Below are 16,042 nucleotides of genomic sequence, written 5' to 3' on the forward strand. Positions count from 1 at the left end.
TTGAGCATCGACATGTGTCCACCCTCCCCCGTCAGGGGACCACCATACGACGGCTCAGCCGAGGCGGGTGCGCACCACCAGGTCGTGCAGGGCGTCGACCGCCGCCGGGTCCGGATGCTCGGGCAGCTGCGACGCGCTCCGGGCCGCCTCCAGCTCCGCGCGCAGCAGCGGCACGTCGGCAGCGAGCCGTCGTGCGGCGCCGGCCGGCAGCGGCCCGTGTTCGGCTTCGCGCTTGGCGGCGATGAGGTCCGGCACGTACGGCAGCCGAGCGCCGAGCACGCCGAGGTCGGCCACCATCGTGCCGGTGCGCATCAGGTGGATGCCGGTCAGCAGCACCCGCAGCGTGTACAGCGCGGGCTTCAGCTCGCCGGACCTGGCGTGCAGCCGCTCCTGCGTGGCGGCGAACCCGAGGTAGTGGTGCGCGTGGTTCCGGGTGATCAGCCCGGGAGCGATCGCCGCCAGCTCGGCGTGCGCCGGGGTCGTCACCACCACCAGCGGCGACAGCAGCTGCTCCAGCACGTTGCCGTTGCGGAGGATCAGCATCTTGGCGAACGGCAGCAGATCGTGGCTGACGACGTCCAGCTCAACGCCGTCGCGCACCCCGCTGTGCTGCAACGTCTGCGGCCCGAGGCGCAACCCGACGACCTCCGCCGCCGGTAGCAGGTGTACGGCCCGCAGGTCGAGGTCGGAGTCGACGGAGGCGAACCCGTACAGGTGCGCGCCGCTGACGGTGGCGAACACCAGCGGGCGGGGCAACGCGCCGGCGACCTCGGCCGCCCAGGCAGGCACCTCGATCGTCACGACGGTCCCCGACCGAGCCGGATGTTGGTCCCGAGAAGCACCACGACAACGATCATGCCATCGCGGTCACGGGTTTCCTGGAGGACGGGAACCAAGGTACGGTTCCGGGGTGACTGCCGGGTCGGCCATGTGCCGTGCACAGACAAGGCGTCCGGCAGTTCGTTGAGCTGCCGGCGGGCCCGTGGCCCGCCCCTCCTTCCGCACCGCCCGCATCGAGCGGAGCCTGCCGAGGAAGGAGGTGATCGCATGTCCCGCTTCGAAGATCTCAGCATCGGTGACGTCGTCGACGGTGAGGTGTCCGGCGTGGTGCCGTTTGGCACGTTCGTTCGGTTCGCCGACGGTGTCGATGGCCTGCTGCACGGCGTGACCGGCCTGGAGGTCGGCGCCGCCGTCACGGTCCGCGTCCTGGACAAGGACGCCGAGCGCCGCCGCGCCAGCCTGGCGCTGGCCTAAACGACAGCCTTGTCGACAGCGGGCACCCGGGCGACGTCCCGGGTGCCCGCCTCTGCCGCACAGCGACCGGACGCCACGCGGGCCACGAACAGTCCGGCGGACACCAGCAGCGAGCCGATCGCGAGGATGCCCATCGCGGTGCCCGGCGGCACGGACTGGGCGACGAGCCCGCCGAGGGTGGCGCCGACCGCCTGCATGGCGAGCAGTCCCGAGCCGAACAGCCCGAGCGCCTGGCCGTGCAACGGTTCCGGCGTCGTGGCCAGGAGCCGGTCCTGCAGCAGCAGGGTCGCGCCGTAGCCGATGGAGGCGACCCCGGCCAGCGCCGCCGCGACCGGCACCGACGGTTCGAGGAAGAACAGCAGATACGGCGCGGCGAGCAGCCACCGTAACGGTCCGCTGAGCCGGAACCGCAGCCGCGGCGGCACGAACCGGCCGGCGATCGCATCACCGAGCAGCATCCCGATGGCGGAGGTGACGAACAGGACGCTGGCCGCCCCCGGCGAGTACGGCACGAACAGCGCCTCGCAGCCGACGATGAGCCCGTTCGGCACCCACATCGCGATGTATACGCCCGGCTGCCACACCTGCCGGTTGCCGCGCCAGGTCGCCCGCACCGACGGCCGGTCGGTGGCGCGCGGCGGCCGGCGGGTCAGGCCGAACCGGGCCACGAGCGCCGACACCACCTGCAGGCCCGCACCGACCAGCAGCGCTCCGCGCGGTGACACGGCGGCGACGAGCGCACCGCCGACCGCGAAGCCGCCGATCTGCATCGCACCGACCGACATGTTCAGCAGCGAACGCCCCAGGATGTACGCCGAAGGCGGGAGGATCTCGGCCAGCAGCCCGTACCGGACGCCACCGCCGACCGAATTGGCGAGTCCCTGCGCGAAGATGACGGCGAACAGGGCCACGATCGGCAGCCCGGGCACGGCGAGGACGGCGGTCGTCACCGCCGCGAACACGGCGAGCCCGGTCAGCGCGGCCCGCGGCGGCACCCGGTCCGCCCACGACAGCACCGTCGCCGCGCCGACGAGTTGGGCGAACGACGCGCCGAACATGCTCAGCGCCGACAGCAGCGGCGAGTCGGTAGCCGCGTAGACGAGGGTGCCCAGCCCGATCCCGGCCACCGTCCCGGCCGCGACCTGCCCCGACAGGGTCCCGAACAACGCGGTGAACTCCGGCGTGCCGAACAGTTGCCGATAGGTTCGCATGATCGTCATGCTGCGGCGCCGGTACGGGCACCCGGTACAGTTTCGCGTGGAGGCGAAACGTGGGATTCTGGCAGATCGGCACCGACGTGCTGGCCCGCAGCCGGTTCGTCGTGTCGCCGCTCGCCGAAACGGTCGCCTGCCTGTCGGCGCTCGGCGGCCAGCACGCGACGAGCGCGCCGCAGCGGGAGTGGCTCGCCGCGCACCGCGCCGCGTTCGACGCCCGGTATGCCGGCGACCCGTTCGTGCGGCCGTTCCTGCACACCGCGATCCGGCCCGGCTGGATCGCGGACTTCCTGGTCACCCCGCCGCACACGCCCGGCGAGACGTTCTCCACCGAGCTGGCCCGGCTGCGCCGCACCCCGGACGCCACCGCCCGCGCGCACCTGGGCCTCGACGGTGCCGTGCCGGACGTACTGCGCGCCGACGGGCTCGCCGAGCGGGCCGCCGACCTGGTCGAGTGGGTCTGGTCCCAGCTCGTGCGCCCGGGCTGGCCGCGCCTGCGCCGCGTCTTCGAGGCCGACATCGTGTCCCGCAACGCCCGGCTCAGCACCGGCGGCTGGGCCGCGGTCCTGGACGGCATGCGCCCGGGCATGCGCTGGCTCGGCGACGGGCGGCTGCAGATCAACACGTATGACTACGCGCCGATGGACATCAGCGACGCCTCGTTGCTGTTCATCCCGACGACCGCGGCCAGGGGCTGGGTCGGCTGGGAGGAGCCGCCCAGGTCGTATTCGGTCATCTATCCGTGCACGGGCTGGCTCGCCACGCCCACCGGCGCCGCTCCCCCCGACGCCCTGGCCCGGCTGCTCGGGCCGCTGCGCGCCACCGTCCTGACCCTGCTCGCGACGCCGCTGAGCACGACGCAGCTGGTCGCGGTGACCGGCGCCGGCCTCGGCTCGGTCGGTGGTCACCTGCGGGTCCTGCTCGACGCCGGCCTCGTCGCCAGGCGCCGCTCCGGCCGCTCGGTCCTCTACTACCGGACCCCGACCGGCGCGGCGGTGGCGGCCACCGACGCCGGCGGTGAAGATACCCGGACGCGAATCTGAGGAACTCTCATCCGCACTGACGGTCACGTACCTACGGTGGAGTCGTGGCTCTGCGTGATCTCAGTGTGAATGTCAGGATCGTCGCCGCTGTCCTCGTCGCGGTGCTGGTGGCGCTCGTCAACGGTGTCCTGGCGGTGTCGGCGCTCGGCGACGCCAGCAAGGCCGCCCAGCAGATCTACACCAGCAACGTCATGAGCACCTCCGCGGTCGGCAAGATCCGGGCGACAGCGACGCTGGCCCGCGTCGACCTCGCCAACCACGCCGCCGCCGTCGGCAACCCCACCGCCCAGGCGCAGTTCGTCAAGGCGTTCACGGCCGACCTCGAGGCGTTCGCCGCCGCCGTGGCGGAGTACCGCGCGAGCCACCCCGCCGGTCCCGTCAGCGTCGTGGACGAGCTGGAGGCGAAGTGGGCGGAGTACGTGCGGATCGCGCAGACCGTCCAGCTGCCCAACGCCACCAAGGGCGACCTCGCCGCGTGGCAGGAGGTCCGCACCAGCCAGGTCGCGCCGGTGTTCACGACCATCAACAAGGACCTGGACAGCCTGGAGAAGTCGGAGGCGGACGCCGCGGCCGCGTCGGCGAAGGCGGCCCGGGACTCCTATGACTCGAACCGGACCATGGCGATCCTGCTCCTCAGCATCGGCCTGGTCGCCGCCCTGGCGCTCGGCCTGCTGGTGGCGCGGGGCATCGTGCGGTCCCTGCACCGGGTGAAGGCGGTGTGCGACGGCCTCGCTGGCGGCGACCTGACCCGCACCACCGGCCTGACCTCACGCGACGAGCCGGGGCAGATGGGCCAGGCCCTGGACGCGGCCACCACCCGCCTGCGCCAGACGGTGTCGACGATCGACGGCTCCGCGACCCGCCTCGCCGGTGCCTCCGAGCGGATGTCGGGTGTGGCGATGCGGATCGCCTCGTCGGCGGAGGAGACCTCGGTCCAGGCGCAGACCGTCGCCGCCGCCGCGGAGGAGGTGTCCCGCAGCGTCGACACGGTGTCGACCGGCAGCGAGGAGATGGGCGCGTCGATCCGCGAGATCGCGCAGAACGCCAGCGAGGCGGCCCGGGTCGCGAGCGAGGCGGTGCAGATCACGGCGCAGACGTCGGCGACGATGAGCCGGCTCGGCGACTCGTCCGCCGAGATCGGCAACGTCATCAAGGTGATCACGTCGATCGCCGAGCAGACGAACCTCCTGGCGCTCAACGCCACCATCGAGGCGGCGCGGGCCGGCGAGGCCGGCAAGGGCTTCGCGGTCGTCGCGTCCGAGGTGAAGGACCTGGCCCAGGAGACGGCCCGGGCCACCGAGGACATCTCCCGCCGGGTCCAGGCGATCCAGGACGACACCACCGGTGCGGTCGCCGCGATCGAGCAGGTGTCGGCGGTCATCGCCCGCATCAGCGACTTCCAGACCACCATCGCCTCCGCCGTGGAGGAGCAGACCGCCACCACCTCGGAGATGAACCGCAGCGTCATCGAGGCGGCCGCCGGCACCGGTGAGATCGCGCAGAACATCACCGGCGTCGCCGAGGCGGCCCGCCTCACCAGCGCCGGCGTCACCGAGTCCGAACAGGCCACCACCGAACTGCGCCGCATGTCCGGCGAGCTGACCGACCTCGTCGGCACGTTCCGCTATTGAACCGCGTTGTACCTGGCGACCCGTTCCTGGCCGGACAGCGCGGCGATGGCGTCCATGATCTCGTCGGTGGCGGCGCGCCGGTCGCGGGCGTCGTCGGCCAGCCCGGCGCAGTGCAGCGGCGCGCCGAACCGCACGGTGATCCTCGCCAGCCCGGCGCACTGCAGCGGCGGGCCGAACCGCACGGTGATCCTCGCCCGCCCGGGCAGCCCGCCGGTGCCCGCGAGCGCGACCGGGACGACCGGCGCGCCCGCGGTGAGCGCCAGCCACGCGACGCCGGTGCGGCCGCGGTACAGGCGGCCGTCGCGCGACCTGGTGCCCTCCGGGTAGATGCCGAACGCCCCTGATCAGGTCGTGTTCGAGCTCTGCGGGGTGATGCTGGCCCTGCACACCACGCACCGCCTGCGCCGCGACCCGGCCGCCGCGACCCGCGCCACCCGGGCGGTGAGCCGGCTCCTGGGCACTACCTGAGCACCAGAAGGTCCAGGGTGTCCATGACCGGGCCGGGGTCGGTCGCCTCCCGCAGCCGGGCCAGGCCCGCGTCGTAGGCCTCGTCGCTGATCAGCTTCAGCGGGGTGTGCGCGTCGCGGCGCAGCATCGCCGCGGCCTCGGCCACCGAACCCGCCGTGGTCTGCGCCACCCGCTCCAGGGCCACGGTGCGGAACCCGGCTCCGGCAAACGCCGTCTCGACCTCCGCCACGCTCGGATAGGTGTCCAGCACGGTGGCGGCCTCGGGGAAGTACCGCACCAGCGTCAGCCCGTCGTACCTGCCGGCGAACACCGACCGGATGAGCACCGGCGCGCCCGGCCGCACGACCCGGCGCAGCTCACGCGCGGCCGCCGCGAGGTCCGGCACGTGATGGATCACCGTCGAGATCCACACACCGTCCACGACCCCGTCGGCCACCGGCACGCGCCCCGCGTGCCCGGCGACGACCGGCAGATACACCGACCGCGCCCGCATCGCCGCGGACGGCTCCACCGCCAGGACCTCCACGCCGGGGAACCAGGAGGTGAAGGCCCGGGCCCAGCTGCCCGTGCCGGAGCCCAGGTCCAGCAGCCGCTGCCCGGGATGCGGCTCGAGGTGCCGCCCGACCGCCTCCCGCCAGGCATGCAGCCCCTCGTCGCTCAGATGCCGGTTGGTCTCGAACGCCGCGGCGTCCCCCTCGTCGTACGCGATGCGCGCCATGCTCCGAGCCAACCGGCTGTGGGGAACCTGGACAAGGGGCGAGTGCGCCGCTTCACAGCCGCGGCGGCCTGTTAGCGTGCCGGGCATGCCGCCGAGGTTCATCGTGTTCGACCTGTTCCACACGCTGGTCGACGGCGCCGACGCCGAGCGCGACCGGGTCGTCGGCGAGATGGCCGTGATGGTGGGCGTGGACCCGGACGCGCTGCTGCGGGCGTACCACGAAACCTGGGACGAACGGCTCGTGCGCTGGAGCGTCGAGGAGACCATCCGGATCCTCGCCGGCCGCCTCGGCGTGCACCCGTCCGACGAGGCGGTGGCCCGCGCCGCCGCACACCGCCGGGCCCTCGCCCACCGAGTCCTGGACGCCGTGCACCCCGCGACGCTGACCGCCCTCGACGCGCTGCGGGCCGGCGGCGCCCGGCTCGCCCTGGTGAGCAACGCCACCGCGGAGGCCGCCGAGGAATGGCCCGCGTGCGCGCTCGCGTCCCGGTTCGACGTCGCGGTCTTCTCCAGCGTCGTCGGCTTCGGCAAACCCGACCCGCGCATCTACCTGGCCGCCGCCGACGCGCTCGGCGCCGCCCCGGCCGACTGCGTCTACGTCGGCGACGGCGCGGACGGCGAACTGGCCGGTGCCGCCGCGGTCGGCATGCGGGTGGTGCGCACCGTCGAGCACAAGGACACCGACCCCACCTGGCCCGGCCCCGTCATCCAGGCCCTGCGCGACCTCGAGGACTGCCCCGTCTGACCGCAGCCTTTCGGGTCAGTCGTCGATCAGGTGGCGTTCGACGGAGGCGACCTTCGCGTCGAGGGCGCCCGTCACGCCGTCGCGCCAGTCGACCTTGATGACGGTGGAGGTGCGCGGGGACTTGGCGTGGACGGCCTCGACCGCGGCGCGGACCACTGCCATCGCCTGGTCCCAGGTCTCACCCTCGACGGTGGTGAACATGGCGTCGGTCCGGTTCGGCAGGCCGGACGCCCGCACGACCCGCACCGCCTCGGCGACGAGCGCGCCGACCTCCGGGCCCGCACCGAGCGGGGTGACACTGAACGCGACCAGAACCGACATGCGAGCCACCCTACCCAGCGGGCTTCAGCACATGCGCAGGAAGCGGTCCAGGACGCGGGTGCCGAACAGCAGCCCGTCGACCGGGACCCGTTCGTCGATGCCGTGGAACAGGGCGGTGAAGTCGAGGTCCGGTGGCAGGCGCAGCGGGGCGAAGCCGAGGTGGCGGATGCCGAGGCGCTGGAAGGCCTTCGCGTCGGTGCCGGCCGACAGCATGTACGGCAGCAGCCGCGCGTCCGGGTCCTCCGCGGTGATGGCGGCGGTCATCGCGTCGACGAGGGTGCCGTCGAAGGTGGTGCTCACCGACGGCATGCTCTTCCACTCGCGCTCGACACCGGGTCCGACGACGGCGTCGACCTCGCGCAGGAACGCCTCCTCCCGGTCCGGCAGCAGCCGGCAGTCGAAGATGGCGGAGGCGGTCGACGGGACCACGTTGTCCTTGTAGCCGGCGGAGAACATGGTGACGTTCGCGGTGTCGCGCAGGGTCGCGCCGATCATGCGGGCGACGGAGCCGAGCCGGCCGAGGACCTTTGCCGGGTCGTCATCCTCGTCGAACGGGACGCCGGTGAGGTCGCTCACGCCGGCGAGGAAGTCCCGCACGGGCGGGGTCAGCATGAGCGGGAACTCATGCGCGTCGAGCCGGGTGACGGCGGCGGCGAGACGGGCCACGGCGTTGTCGGTGTGCAGCAGCGAGCCGTGCCCGGGGGTGCCGCGGGTGTGCAGCCTGAGCCAGCCGACGCCCTTCTCGGCCGTCTCCACCAGGTACGCCCGGACGCCGTCGCCGACCGTCAGCGAGAAGCCGCCGACCTCGCTGATCGCCTCGGTCACCCCGTCGAACAGCTCGGGGCGGTGCCGGACCAGCCAGCCGGCACCGTTGACCCCGCCGGCCTCCTCGTCGGCGAGGTACGCGAACACCAGGTCCCGCGGCGGGACGACACCGTCGCGGCGGAACCGGCGGGCGACGGCCAGGCTCATCGCCACCATGTGCTTCATGTCGACGGCGCCGCGGCCCCACACGTATCCGCCGGACACCTCGCCGGAGAACGGATGGACCGACCACTCCGACGGCTCGGCCGGCACGACGTCGAGGTGGCTGTGCACCAGCAGCGCGCCCCGCTCCTCGTCGGCTCCGCGCAGGCGGGCGATGACGTTGCCGCGGCCGGGGGCGCCGGACTCGACGTACGTGGTCTCGTAGCCGGCGTCCTCGAGGCGCTCCGCGACGTACTCGGCGGCGAGCCGCTCGCCCCGGGTCCCGGACGGCTCGCCGGTGTTGGTGGTGTCGATCCGGATCAGCTCACTGGCCAGCGCCACAACCTCGTCCACGCCGCAGAGGGTAGCGGGCGGGCCGTCGAGAGCCGCGCCCCAATCCGGCACACAAGGTCACGCTGAGTAGTAGATTCCTTGCGAATTGTAACTACTTGGGGAGTGACGCGTGAATCGGATCAGCAGCCGGAGCGGGCGCGGGTGGCGGGCCGGGGTGCTCGCCGCGACGATCGCGGTGACGGCTGCGCCGGTGGTCCTGCCGCTGCCCGTGTCGGGCGCCGCGGGCAGCGACCCGATCACGCAGTTCGCCACCGGGTTCAACACCCCGAATGGCGTGGCGGTCGACTCCGCCGGGAACGTCTACGTCGCGGACATGTTCAACCACCAGGTCGTCAGGGTGACGCAGGCCGGGGTGTCCACCGTCATCGTCGGCACGGGCGTCGCCGGCTCGACGTTCACCGGCACCGGCTCCACCACGAAGGTCAACCGGCCCACCGCCGTCGCCGTCGACGCCGCCGACAACGTCTACGTCGCCGACTACATGAACTCCAAGGTGCTGAAGGTGACACCGGCCGGAGCCGTGACGGTCGTGGCCGGCACCGGCACCATGGGGTCGACCACGCCCGGACAGCCGGCCACCTCCGCCGACCTCAACCTGCCCAACGCGCTGGCCGTCGACGGCAGCGGCAACCTGTACATCGGCGACTACGGCAACAACCAGGTCTACCGCGTGTCGGGCGGGACGCTCACCCTCGCCGCCGGCAACGGCGCGTTCACCCCGGCGGTGCCCGGCACGGCGACCGCGTCCCCACTGCAGGGCATCTACGGCCTGGCCGTCGACGGAGACGGCAACTTCTACATCGGCGACCAGAGCGGCGCCGTGGTGGAGAAGGTGACGAATCCGACCTCGATCGGCGGCGGGGTGCTGTCGATCGTGGCGGGCACCGGCGTCACCGGCTCCACGAGCACCGGCACGGCCACCACCAGCAAGCTGAACTATCCGCAGGGCCTGGCCGTGGACGCGGACGGCAACCTGTACATCGCCGACACCGGCAACCAGGTGATCCGCAAGGTCACGCCAGGCGGGGCGATCTCCACCGTCGCCGGACAGATGGGCGCGGACGCCGCGCCGACCTACGGCGGCGCCGCGTCCGCGTCGAACCTGAACTACCCGTATGCCGTCGCGGCCGATCCGAACGGCGTCATCTACATCGCCGACGGCACCAACAACACCGTCGACCGCGTCGGCTCGGCCACGCCGAGCGCCCCCCGGCAGGTCACCGCCACGCCAGGGGGCGAGTCCGCGGTCGTGTCGTTCCGGGCGCCGGCCAGCACCGGCACCAGCGCGATCTCCGGCTACGAGATCAAGCTCGGCGCCGGGGTGTGGATGCCCGCGACGGCGAACTCCGCCGGCAACGGGCGGCTCGCCGTCACGCTGCGCGGCCTGACCAGCGGCACCCCGTACACGGTGCAGGTCCGCGCCGTGAACAGCACCGGTGGCGGCACCGCCGCGGCGGGCGTGCCGGTGACCCCGGTGACCGGCACGGTCGTCCCGCCGCTGTACCTGTCCGTGGTCGCCGGCACCGGCGCGATCGCCCCGACGAACCCCGGTCCCGCCACGGGCTCCGGCCTGAAGGGGCCCGCCGACCTCGCGTTCGACGCCGCCGGCAACCTGTACATCGCCGACACCGAGCACTGCGTCGTGGAGAAGGTCACGCCCGCCGGGACCCTCTCCGTGGCGCTCGGCACGGGCACCTGCGCACGGCCGGTCGAGGGGCCCGCCGCGGCGTCACCGCTGCACGAGGTCGGCAGCATCGTGTTCGACAACGCCGGCAACATGTACGTCGGCGACACCTGGTTCGGCTACGTCCTCAAGGTCACCCCCGGCGGCACCCTGTCGATCATCGCGGGCACCGGGACCCCGGGCGCCATGGTGACCGGCCCGGCCCTGTCCAGTCCGCTGGACACCCCGTCGCAGTTCGCCATCGACGGCGACATCCTGTACCTCGGCGAACGCCAGCGCGGCCAGGTCGGCAAGATCAATCTCCTGACCGGGCAGCTGACGGTCATCGCCGGCACCGGCACCAACGGCACGCCGACGCCCGGCACCGCCGCGACGTCGCAGGTCAACCGGCCGACCGGGACCGCGATCGACGACGCCGGCAACCTGTACATCACCTCGACCGACAGCAGCCAGCTGCTCAAGATCACGCCGGGCGGGACGCTGTCGGTGCTCGCCGGCTCCCTGAGCGTCCCGCTGGGCCTGAAGTTCGACACCGACGGGCAGCTCTACCTGAGCCTCGGCAACGGGCAGATCGACCGGGTCGACACCACCACCGGCGCCCGGGTCAAGGTCGCCGGCACCGGCGCCCCAGGCACGGCGGTGCCGGGGCTCGCGCTGCAGTCGCCGCTGAGTGCCCCCTACGGGCTGGCCTTCGACCCAGACGGGCTGCTGTACGCCGCGATCTACGCCGGCCAGGTCGTCGTCAAGTTCACGCCCGGCCCCGCCGCGCCCACCGGGCTGAGCGCCGCACCCGGCGACACGACGGCGCTGCTGACCTTCACGCCCGGCAGCGCCCGGGGCAATGCCATCACCTCCTACCAGGTCTCCACCGACAACGGCGCGACCTGGACGACCCGGGCCACCACCCCCGGCAGCGGCAGCACCCTCCAGATGAGCGTGCCGTCGCTGACCAACGGCACCCCCTACCAGGTGAAGGTCCGCGCGGTGAACAGCATCGGCGCCGGCGAGCCGACCACGGCCGCGTCGGTCACCCCCGCCGGGTCGGGAGAGCCCACACCGCCCGCACCGACTCCGACTCTGCCGGGGGCGCCGACGGACCTTTCCGCGACCGCGTCCGGCGGCACGGTGGCCGTCACCTTCACCCCGCCGGCCGGCCCCGTCACGCGCTACGAGGTCTCCACTGACAACGGCACCACCTGGACGACCCTGACCACCACCGCCGGCACCGGCGCCACCCGCGCCGGCACCGTCCCCGGGCTGGCCGGCGGCACCTACCAGCTGAAGGTCCGGGCCGTGAACGGCGCCGGCCCGGGCCCCGCGACCGCGGCGCAGGCTGTGACCGTCGGCAGCGGTCCGCTCGCGCCGAGCGGCCTCACCGTCACCGGACGCGACACGGCGCTGCAACTGGCCTTCACCCCACCGGTCGGCCCGGTGACCCGCTACGAGGTCTCCACCGACAACGGCACCACCTGGACGACCCTGACCACCACCGCCGGCACCGGCGGCACCCTGACCGGCACGGTCACCGGCCTGACCAACGGGACCACCTATCCGGTCAAGGTCCGCGCGATCAACGCGGCAGGAACGGGCCCGGCCACCGCCGCCACCAACGGCACACCCGCCGCGCCGCCGCAGCCGCCGTCCGGTGTCACCGCCACCGCGGGCACCAGCGCGGTCACCGTCTCCTGGAGCGCCGCCGCCGCGGGCGCCGGCACCGCGGCCGTCACCGGTTACACCGTCACGGCCAGCCCGGGACCGGCCACCTGCAGCACCAACGTCACCGGCCCGACGCCCACGAGCTGCGTCATCGGCGCGGTCGCCGGCACCACCTACACGTACACGGTGGTGGCCGACTCGGCCAGCGGCCCGTCGGCGCCGACTCCGGCGTCGGCACCGACGAGCGCCGCCGAGCCGCAGATCCCCGCGACCGTGCCTGACACGCAGCTCACCCTGACCACCGACCAGGGCGACATCACCACCGCCGAACCCGGCGAGCAGATCGTCGTCATCGGCACCGGCTTCGCGCCGTACTCCACCGCCACCATCACCATCTACTCGAGCCCGCTCACCCTCGGCACCGTGGTCACCGACGGCAACGGCAACTTCAGCAAGCCGGTCACCGTGCCCAGCTCACTGACCGGCAGCCACACCGTGATCGCGCTCGGCGCCGCTCCGGACGGTTCGGTGCGCACCATGGCGCTGGAGGTCACCGTCGCCGCCACCCCGCTCGCCGTCACCGGGCTCGACGTCGTCGCGATCGTGTTCAGCGGCCTGCTCGCCCTCGCGGCCGGCGTCCTGCTCGTCCACCTCGCGGGGGCCGGCCGGATCCGCCGCACCCGCCTGCTGCCGGTGGGCAGCGCCCACAACTTCTGAGTCGTCGGGCGGTGGTAGCGGTGCATCGGCAGGGCAGCGGCGCGCTGAAGGACTTTCCCGGGAGTCGGTACGGCCGATGGACGCGGGTCAGGTGGACCGTGTCGGGTGACCGGGCGGATTGCCTCCGCCGCCGGTGACAGCGGCGTCCGGCGCGGTGATGGTTGAACGGACCGCGCCGACGCGATAGGAGCGCAACCCTTGGTGACCCGTAGACGAACCGTGCTGGCCGTGACGGCCGGTGCCCTTGCTCTCCCCGTCGCATTGAGCGGCGCGGTCTCCACGCCGGCGACCGCGACCTCCGGGTGGTCCAGCGCGTGGGCCGCCACCACCGACACCAGTGCCCCGGCGACGACGCTGGCGTCGGTGCGCACCATCATCGGCGCCGACACCGGCGCCGCGGCGGCGCTGACCGGCAAGGGCGTCGGCGTCGCGCTCATCGACACCGGGGTCGCCCCGGTGCCCGGCCTGCCGGCGGCCCAGGTCGTCAACGGCCCGGACCTGTCGTTCGAGTCGCAGGCGGCGAACCTGCGGTACCTCGACACGTTCGGCCACGGCACCCACATGGCCGGCATCATCGTCGGCAACGACACCGCGTCGGGGATGAAGGGCCTCGCGCCGCAGGCCAAGCTCACCTCGATCAAGATCGGGACGGCGAGCGGCGCGGTGGACGTGACGCAGATGATCGCGGCCGTCGACTGGGTGGTGAAGCACCGCAACGACGACCCGGCCAACCCGATCCGGGTGATCAACCTGTCCTACGGGTCCGGCGGCAACCCGCCGAACTGGACCGATCCGCTGCAGTTCGCGGTGGAAAAGGCGTGGCAGGCCGGGATCGTCGTGGTCGCGGCCGCCGGCAACAACGGCAACAGCACCACGAAGCTCACCAACCCGGCGATGGACGAATGGATCCTCGCCGTCGGGGCGTCCGCCACCAACGGCACCGCCGCGACCGCCGACGACACCCTGGCGACGTTCACCAACCTGGCCGTCGGCGGCAACCAGGTCGACCTGCTCGCGCCGGGCACGTCGATCGCGTCGCTGCGCGACCCCGGGTCCAACATCGACAACACGTACGCGTCGGCACGGGTCGGCACGACCCTGTTCAAGGGCAGCGGCACCTCCCAGGCGACCGCGGTCGTGTCCGCGGCGGCGGCGCTGGTGCTGCAGTCGAAGCCGGCCGCGACCCCGGACCAGATCAAGGAGTGGCTGATCAAGGGCGGCACGTTCCTGCCGAACGGCAAGGCCGGCACGATGGGCCTGCTCGAGCTCAACGTCAACGGCGCGCTCGCCCGCACCGGGACCGCGGTGGCGAAGCCGACGTGGAACACCTCGAAGGGCACCGGCACGTTCGAACTGGCCCGGGGCACCAGCCACGTGATCCTCGACAACGCGCCGCTGTCCGGCGAGCGCACCGTCTGGGGCCCCCTGGCGTCACCGCAGTGGGCGCCGAAGTCGGCCGCGCAGACCTCGTGGTCCGGCGGCACCTGGATGGGCTTCAAGATCGCCGGCGACGACTGGACCGGCACCTCGTGGGCGTCGAAGACCTGGGCGGCGGCGACGTGGACCGCGACGCCGTGGGTGAGCAGCGCGACGTGGACCGACCCGGCATGGACCGGCCGCACCTGGTCAGGGCGGACCTGGTCGTCGGGAACCTGGTCGGGCCGCACCTGGTCCAGCGACGACTGGGCGAGCACCAGCTGGGACTAACGCCGGTCGAGAGTGGCGTACTGACTGAGCATCGCGGCGCCGCCGCACACCCAGAACACGGCCTCCCAGTGCTGGAACAGCGCCACCATCGCGGCGAGGAACAGCACGGCGGGGAGCAACGCCAGGGCGCGGTCCACGGCTTTCGAGCCGCGGACCGCGCCACTGTCCCACCACCGTGTCATCCCCCTCAATCCTACCGAATTGATAGGTTGACCGCTATACGGTCGGCTTGGCGGGCACCTCGAAGTCGTGGACGAACGTCTTCAGGTCAACCTTGACCAGCAGCGTGCCGGTCGGCGCGCCCATGTCCACCCGCACGTAGGTGACGCTCACGTGCTGCACCGTGTCGGACGGCCCACCCGGCAGATCGAAAAGCGACCGGACGGCTATTCAGCGCCGATCGCAAGGTCGCGGACGCGGTCCTCGCAGTCGTCGGTGGCCTCGTCCAGATATTCCGCGGCGACGGCCGGTGCGGCGGTGCCGACAAGCCCGGCGAGGTAGTCGGCGCGGGCGTAGGAATGGGTCGTCTCGGCCCACAGGAACCGCAGGGTCGGCACGGTGCTCGGTCTGATGGTCGTCGCGCGGGTCGTCGACGAGGCAGCCGTAGACCGCCGCGGCCGCCTCGGGGCCGGGACCCCGCCCGCGGCGGAGCTGCCCGGTCAACGTCTGCGCGTCCATGCGGTGCATGGTGGCACGGGAGCCGATCCACGCCGGTAGAATTTCGCGGGTGGCATCACTGGACACGCTGCCGAACATCGGGGCGCCGGCGACGCGCGCCTTGCACAATGCCGGCTACACCGCGCTGCGTGACCTCGCCGGGGTTCGGCGCTCGGAGCTGGCCGCGCTGCACGGGGTCGGCCCGAAGGCACTGCGCATCCTGCAGGAGGCCCTGACCGAGCACGGTCTCACCCTCGCTTGAGCGCCGCCGGGTCCCCTGAGTACTCGGGCGGCAGCGCCGGCGTGGGCCAGCCGGCGTCGGGGACGAAGTCGCACCAGGTGCCGTCGAACGGGAAGACCCTCGCCTCCAGGGCGGCGACGACCCGCTCCCCCTCGGCGCGGATCGCGGCCGCCTGCTCCTCGTCCCAGAAGCCGGGCAGGCCCACGCAGCCCAGGAACTCGTCCTCGTCCTTCCAGCGCCAGGTGCGGTCCGCGGCCACCACGACGTCGAGGTGATGGTCGACGACGTCGATGCCGCCGGCCCGGCGGTGCGCCGGGGACTCCAGGTTCACGTACCAGCCGGTGAACACGCCGCCGGTGAAGAACCACCACACCGAGTGGGCGGCGCCGGGCGGGTGCAGCAGCAGCACGTCGGCGCCACGCCAGGTGCGCACCGACAGCGGCGCCGCGCCGTAGGCGTCGATCGTCGGTGAGGCGCGCAGGAAATCGCCCTCGTCGTTGACCCGGCAGGCGAAGCCGGCGCCTTCCGGCAGCCACAGCAGCAGCCCGCGCGCGTCGTCCGCGACGACCCTCGTCGCCTGTGCCCACGTCAGGTGCGGTCCGCGGAAGTACCGGCGGACGGTGGCAGCGGCCATCCATCGATCATAGGCCCGCCCTCTACGATGCT

17 protein-coding genes and 1 pseudogene are annotated in these 16,042 nt (G+C 73.0%); 8 read left to right on the top strand and 10 right to left on the bottom strand.

Going from position 1 to position 16,042, the window contains the following annotated elements; all coding sequences use genetic code 11:
- Window positions 1–54: 54 nt before the first annotated feature.
- Window positions 55–801 carry a nucleotidyltransferase domain-containing protein gene (locus Dsi01nite_RS55400; RefSeq protein ID WP_203854600.1) on the bottom strand — a complete coding sequence of 249 codons (747 nt, stop codon included), beginning with the start codon at window positions 799–801 and terminating at the stop codon, window positions 55–57.
- Between the two features lie 246 nt (window positions 802–1,047).
- Between Dsi01nite_RS55400 and Dsi01nite_RS55405 the strand changes: the two genes are divergently transcribed.
- Window positions 1,048–1,254, top strand: a complete 207-nt coding sequence (locus tag Dsi01nite_RS55405; protein WP_203854601.1) for a S1 RNA-binding domain-containing protein — start codon at window positions 1,048–1,050, stop codon at window positions 1,252–1,254.
- On the opposite strand, the gene Dsi01nite_RS55410 is transcribed toward Dsi01nite_RS55405, so the two are convergent.
- The gene (locus tag Dsi01nite_RS55410; RefSeq protein WP_203854602.1) at window positions 1,251–2,465 is read right to left on the bottom strand and encodes an MFS transporter; all 1,215 of its coding nucleotides are present in this window, start codon (window positions 2,463–2,465) and stop codon (window positions 1,251–1,253) included. The two genes, Dsi01nite_RS55405 and Dsi01nite_RS55410, sit on opposite strands and share 4 nt — an antisense overlap.
- 59 nt (window positions 2,466–2,524) lie before the next feature.
- Here Dsi01nite_RS55410 and Dsi01nite_RS55415 point away from each other — a divergent pair, with 59 nt between their 5' ends.
- Entirely contained in the window at window positions 2,525–3,511 is a 987-nt protein-coding gene (locus Dsi01nite_RS55415) for an ArsR/SmtB family transcription factor (RefSeq protein ID WP_203854603.1), read from the top strand.
- Window positions 3,512–3,555: 44 nt separating this feature from the next.
- Complete coding sequence (locus Dsi01nite_RS55420; protein ID WP_203854604.1) at window positions 3,556–5,142, top strand: methyl-accepting chemotaxis protein; 1,587 nt, start codon at window positions 3,556–3,558, stop codon at window positions 5,140–5,142.
- On the opposite strand, the gene Dsi01nite_RS58135 is transcribed toward Dsi01nite_RS55420, so the two are convergent.
- The gene (locus Dsi01nite_RS58135; protein WP_239137247.1) at window positions 5,136–5,324 is read right to left on the bottom strand and encodes a hypothetical protein; all 189 of its coding nucleotides are present in this window, start codon (window positions 5,322–5,324) and stop codon (window positions 5,136–5,138) included. The genes Dsi01nite_RS55420 and Dsi01nite_RS58135 overlap by 7 nt on opposite strands.
- A 93-nt stretch (window positions 5,325–5,417) precedes the next feature.
- Window positions 5,418–5,471 (bottom strand): annotated as a pseudogene (locus Dsi01nite_RS58785) (hypothetical protein); the annotation flags it as partial.
- On the opposite strand from Dsi01nite_RS58785, the gene Dsi01nite_RS55430 reads away from it, so the two are divergent.
- On the top strand, window positions 5,470–5,610 hold the full coding sequence (locus Dsi01nite_RS55430) for a hypothetical protein (protein WP_203854605.1): 141 nt from the start codon (window positions 5,470–5,472) through the stop codon (window positions 5,608–5,610). The pseudogene Dsi01nite_RS58785 and the gene Dsi01nite_RS55430 sit on opposite strands and share 2 nt — an antisense overlap.
- Here the strand turns inward: Dsi01nite_RS55430 and Dsi01nite_RS55435 are convergent.
- Window positions 5,603–6,328 (bottom strand): class I SAM-dependent methyltransferase, encoded by a 726-nt coding sequence (locus Dsi01nite_RS55435; protein WP_203854606.1) that lies wholly within the window; start codon window positions 6,326–6,328, stop codon window positions 5,603–5,605. The two genes, Dsi01nite_RS55430 and Dsi01nite_RS55435, sit on opposite strands and share 8 nt — an antisense overlap.
- A gap of 85 nt (window positions 6,329–6,413) precedes the next feature.
- On the opposite strand from Dsi01nite_RS55435, the gene Dsi01nite_RS55440 reads away from it, so the two are divergent.
- Window positions 6,414–7,073: an HAD family hydrolase gene (locus tag Dsi01nite_RS55440; protein WP_203854607.1), complete on the top strand. Its 660-nt coding sequence runs from the start codon at window positions 6,414–6,416 to the stop codon at window positions 7,071–7,073.
- 15 nt (window positions 7,074–7,088) lie between these two features.
- On the opposite strand, the gene Dsi01nite_RS55445 is transcribed toward Dsi01nite_RS55440, so the two are convergent.
- Window positions 7,089–7,394: an MTH1187 family thiamine-binding protein gene (locus Dsi01nite_RS55445; RefSeq protein WP_203854608.1), complete on the bottom strand. Its 306-nt coding sequence runs from the start codon at window positions 7,392–7,394 to the stop codon at window positions 7,089–7,091.
- Between the two features lie 24 nt (window positions 7,395–7,418).
- The gene (locus tag Dsi01nite_RS55450; RefSeq protein WP_203854609.1) at window positions 7,419–8,714 is read right to left on the bottom strand and encodes a M20/M25/M40 family metallo-hydrolase; all 1,296 of its coding nucleotides are present in this window, start codon (window positions 8,712–8,714) and stop codon (window positions 7,419–7,421) included.
- A gap of 109 nt (window positions 8,715–8,823) precedes the next feature.
- Here Dsi01nite_RS55450 and Dsi01nite_RS55455 point away from each other — a divergent pair, with 109 nt between their 5' ends.
- Both Dsi01nite_RS55455 and Dsi01nite_RS55460 read left to right on the top strand, forming a co-directional pair.
- Window positions 8,824–12,771, top strand: coding sequence for a fibronectin type III domain-containing protein (locus tag Dsi01nite_RS55455; protein WP_203854610.1), 3,948 nt, complete (start codon window positions 8,824–8,826; stop codon window positions 12,769–12,771).
- Window positions 12,772–12,972: 201 nt separating this feature from the next.
- Window positions 12,973–14,478, top strand: a complete 1,506-nt coding sequence (locus Dsi01nite_RS55460) for a S8 family serine peptidase (protein ID WP_203854611.1) — start codon at window positions 12,973–12,975, stop codon at window positions 14,476–14,478.
- Here the strand turns inward: Dsi01nite_RS55460 and Dsi01nite_RS55465 are convergent.
- Window positions 14,475–14,660, bottom strand: a complete 186-nt coding sequence (locus Dsi01nite_RS55465; RefSeq protein WP_203854612.1) for a hypothetical protein — start codon at window positions 14,658–14,660, stop codon at window positions 14,475–14,477. The genes Dsi01nite_RS55460 and Dsi01nite_RS55465 overlap by 4 nt on opposite strands.
- 204 nt (window positions 14,661–14,864) lie before the next feature.
- Window positions 14,865–15,035 carry a hypothetical protein gene (locus Dsi01nite_RS55470; RefSeq protein ID WP_203854613.1) on the bottom strand — a complete coding sequence of 57 codons (171 nt, stop codon included), beginning with the start codon at window positions 15,033–15,035 and terminating at the stop codon, window positions 14,865–14,867.
- Window positions 15,036–15,205: 170 nt separating this feature from the next.
- Here Dsi01nite_RS55470 and Dsi01nite_RS55475 point away from each other — a divergent pair, with 170 nt between their 5' ends.
- Window positions 15,206–15,397: a helix-hairpin-helix domain-containing protein gene (locus Dsi01nite_RS55475; RefSeq protein WP_239137249.1), complete on the top strand. Its 192-nt coding sequence runs from the start codon at window positions 15,206–15,208 to the stop codon at window positions 15,395–15,397.
- Here Dsi01nite_RS55475 and Dsi01nite_RS55480 read toward each other — a convergent pair.
- Window positions 15,384–16,010, bottom strand: a complete 627-nt coding sequence (locus Dsi01nite_RS55480) for a ribonuclease FAU-1 family protein (RefSeq protein ID WP_203854615.1) — start codon at window positions 16,008–16,010, stop codon at window positions 15,384–15,386. The two genes, Dsi01nite_RS55475 and Dsi01nite_RS55480, sit on opposite strands and share 14 nt — an antisense overlap.
- Window positions 16,011–16,042: the final 32 nt, after the last annotated feature.

Source organism: Dactylosporangium siamense (genome assembly GCF_016862795.1).
Classification (GTDB): Bacteria; Actinomycetota; Actinomycetes; order Mycobacteriales; family Micromonosporaceae; genus Dactylosporangium; species Dactylosporangium siamense.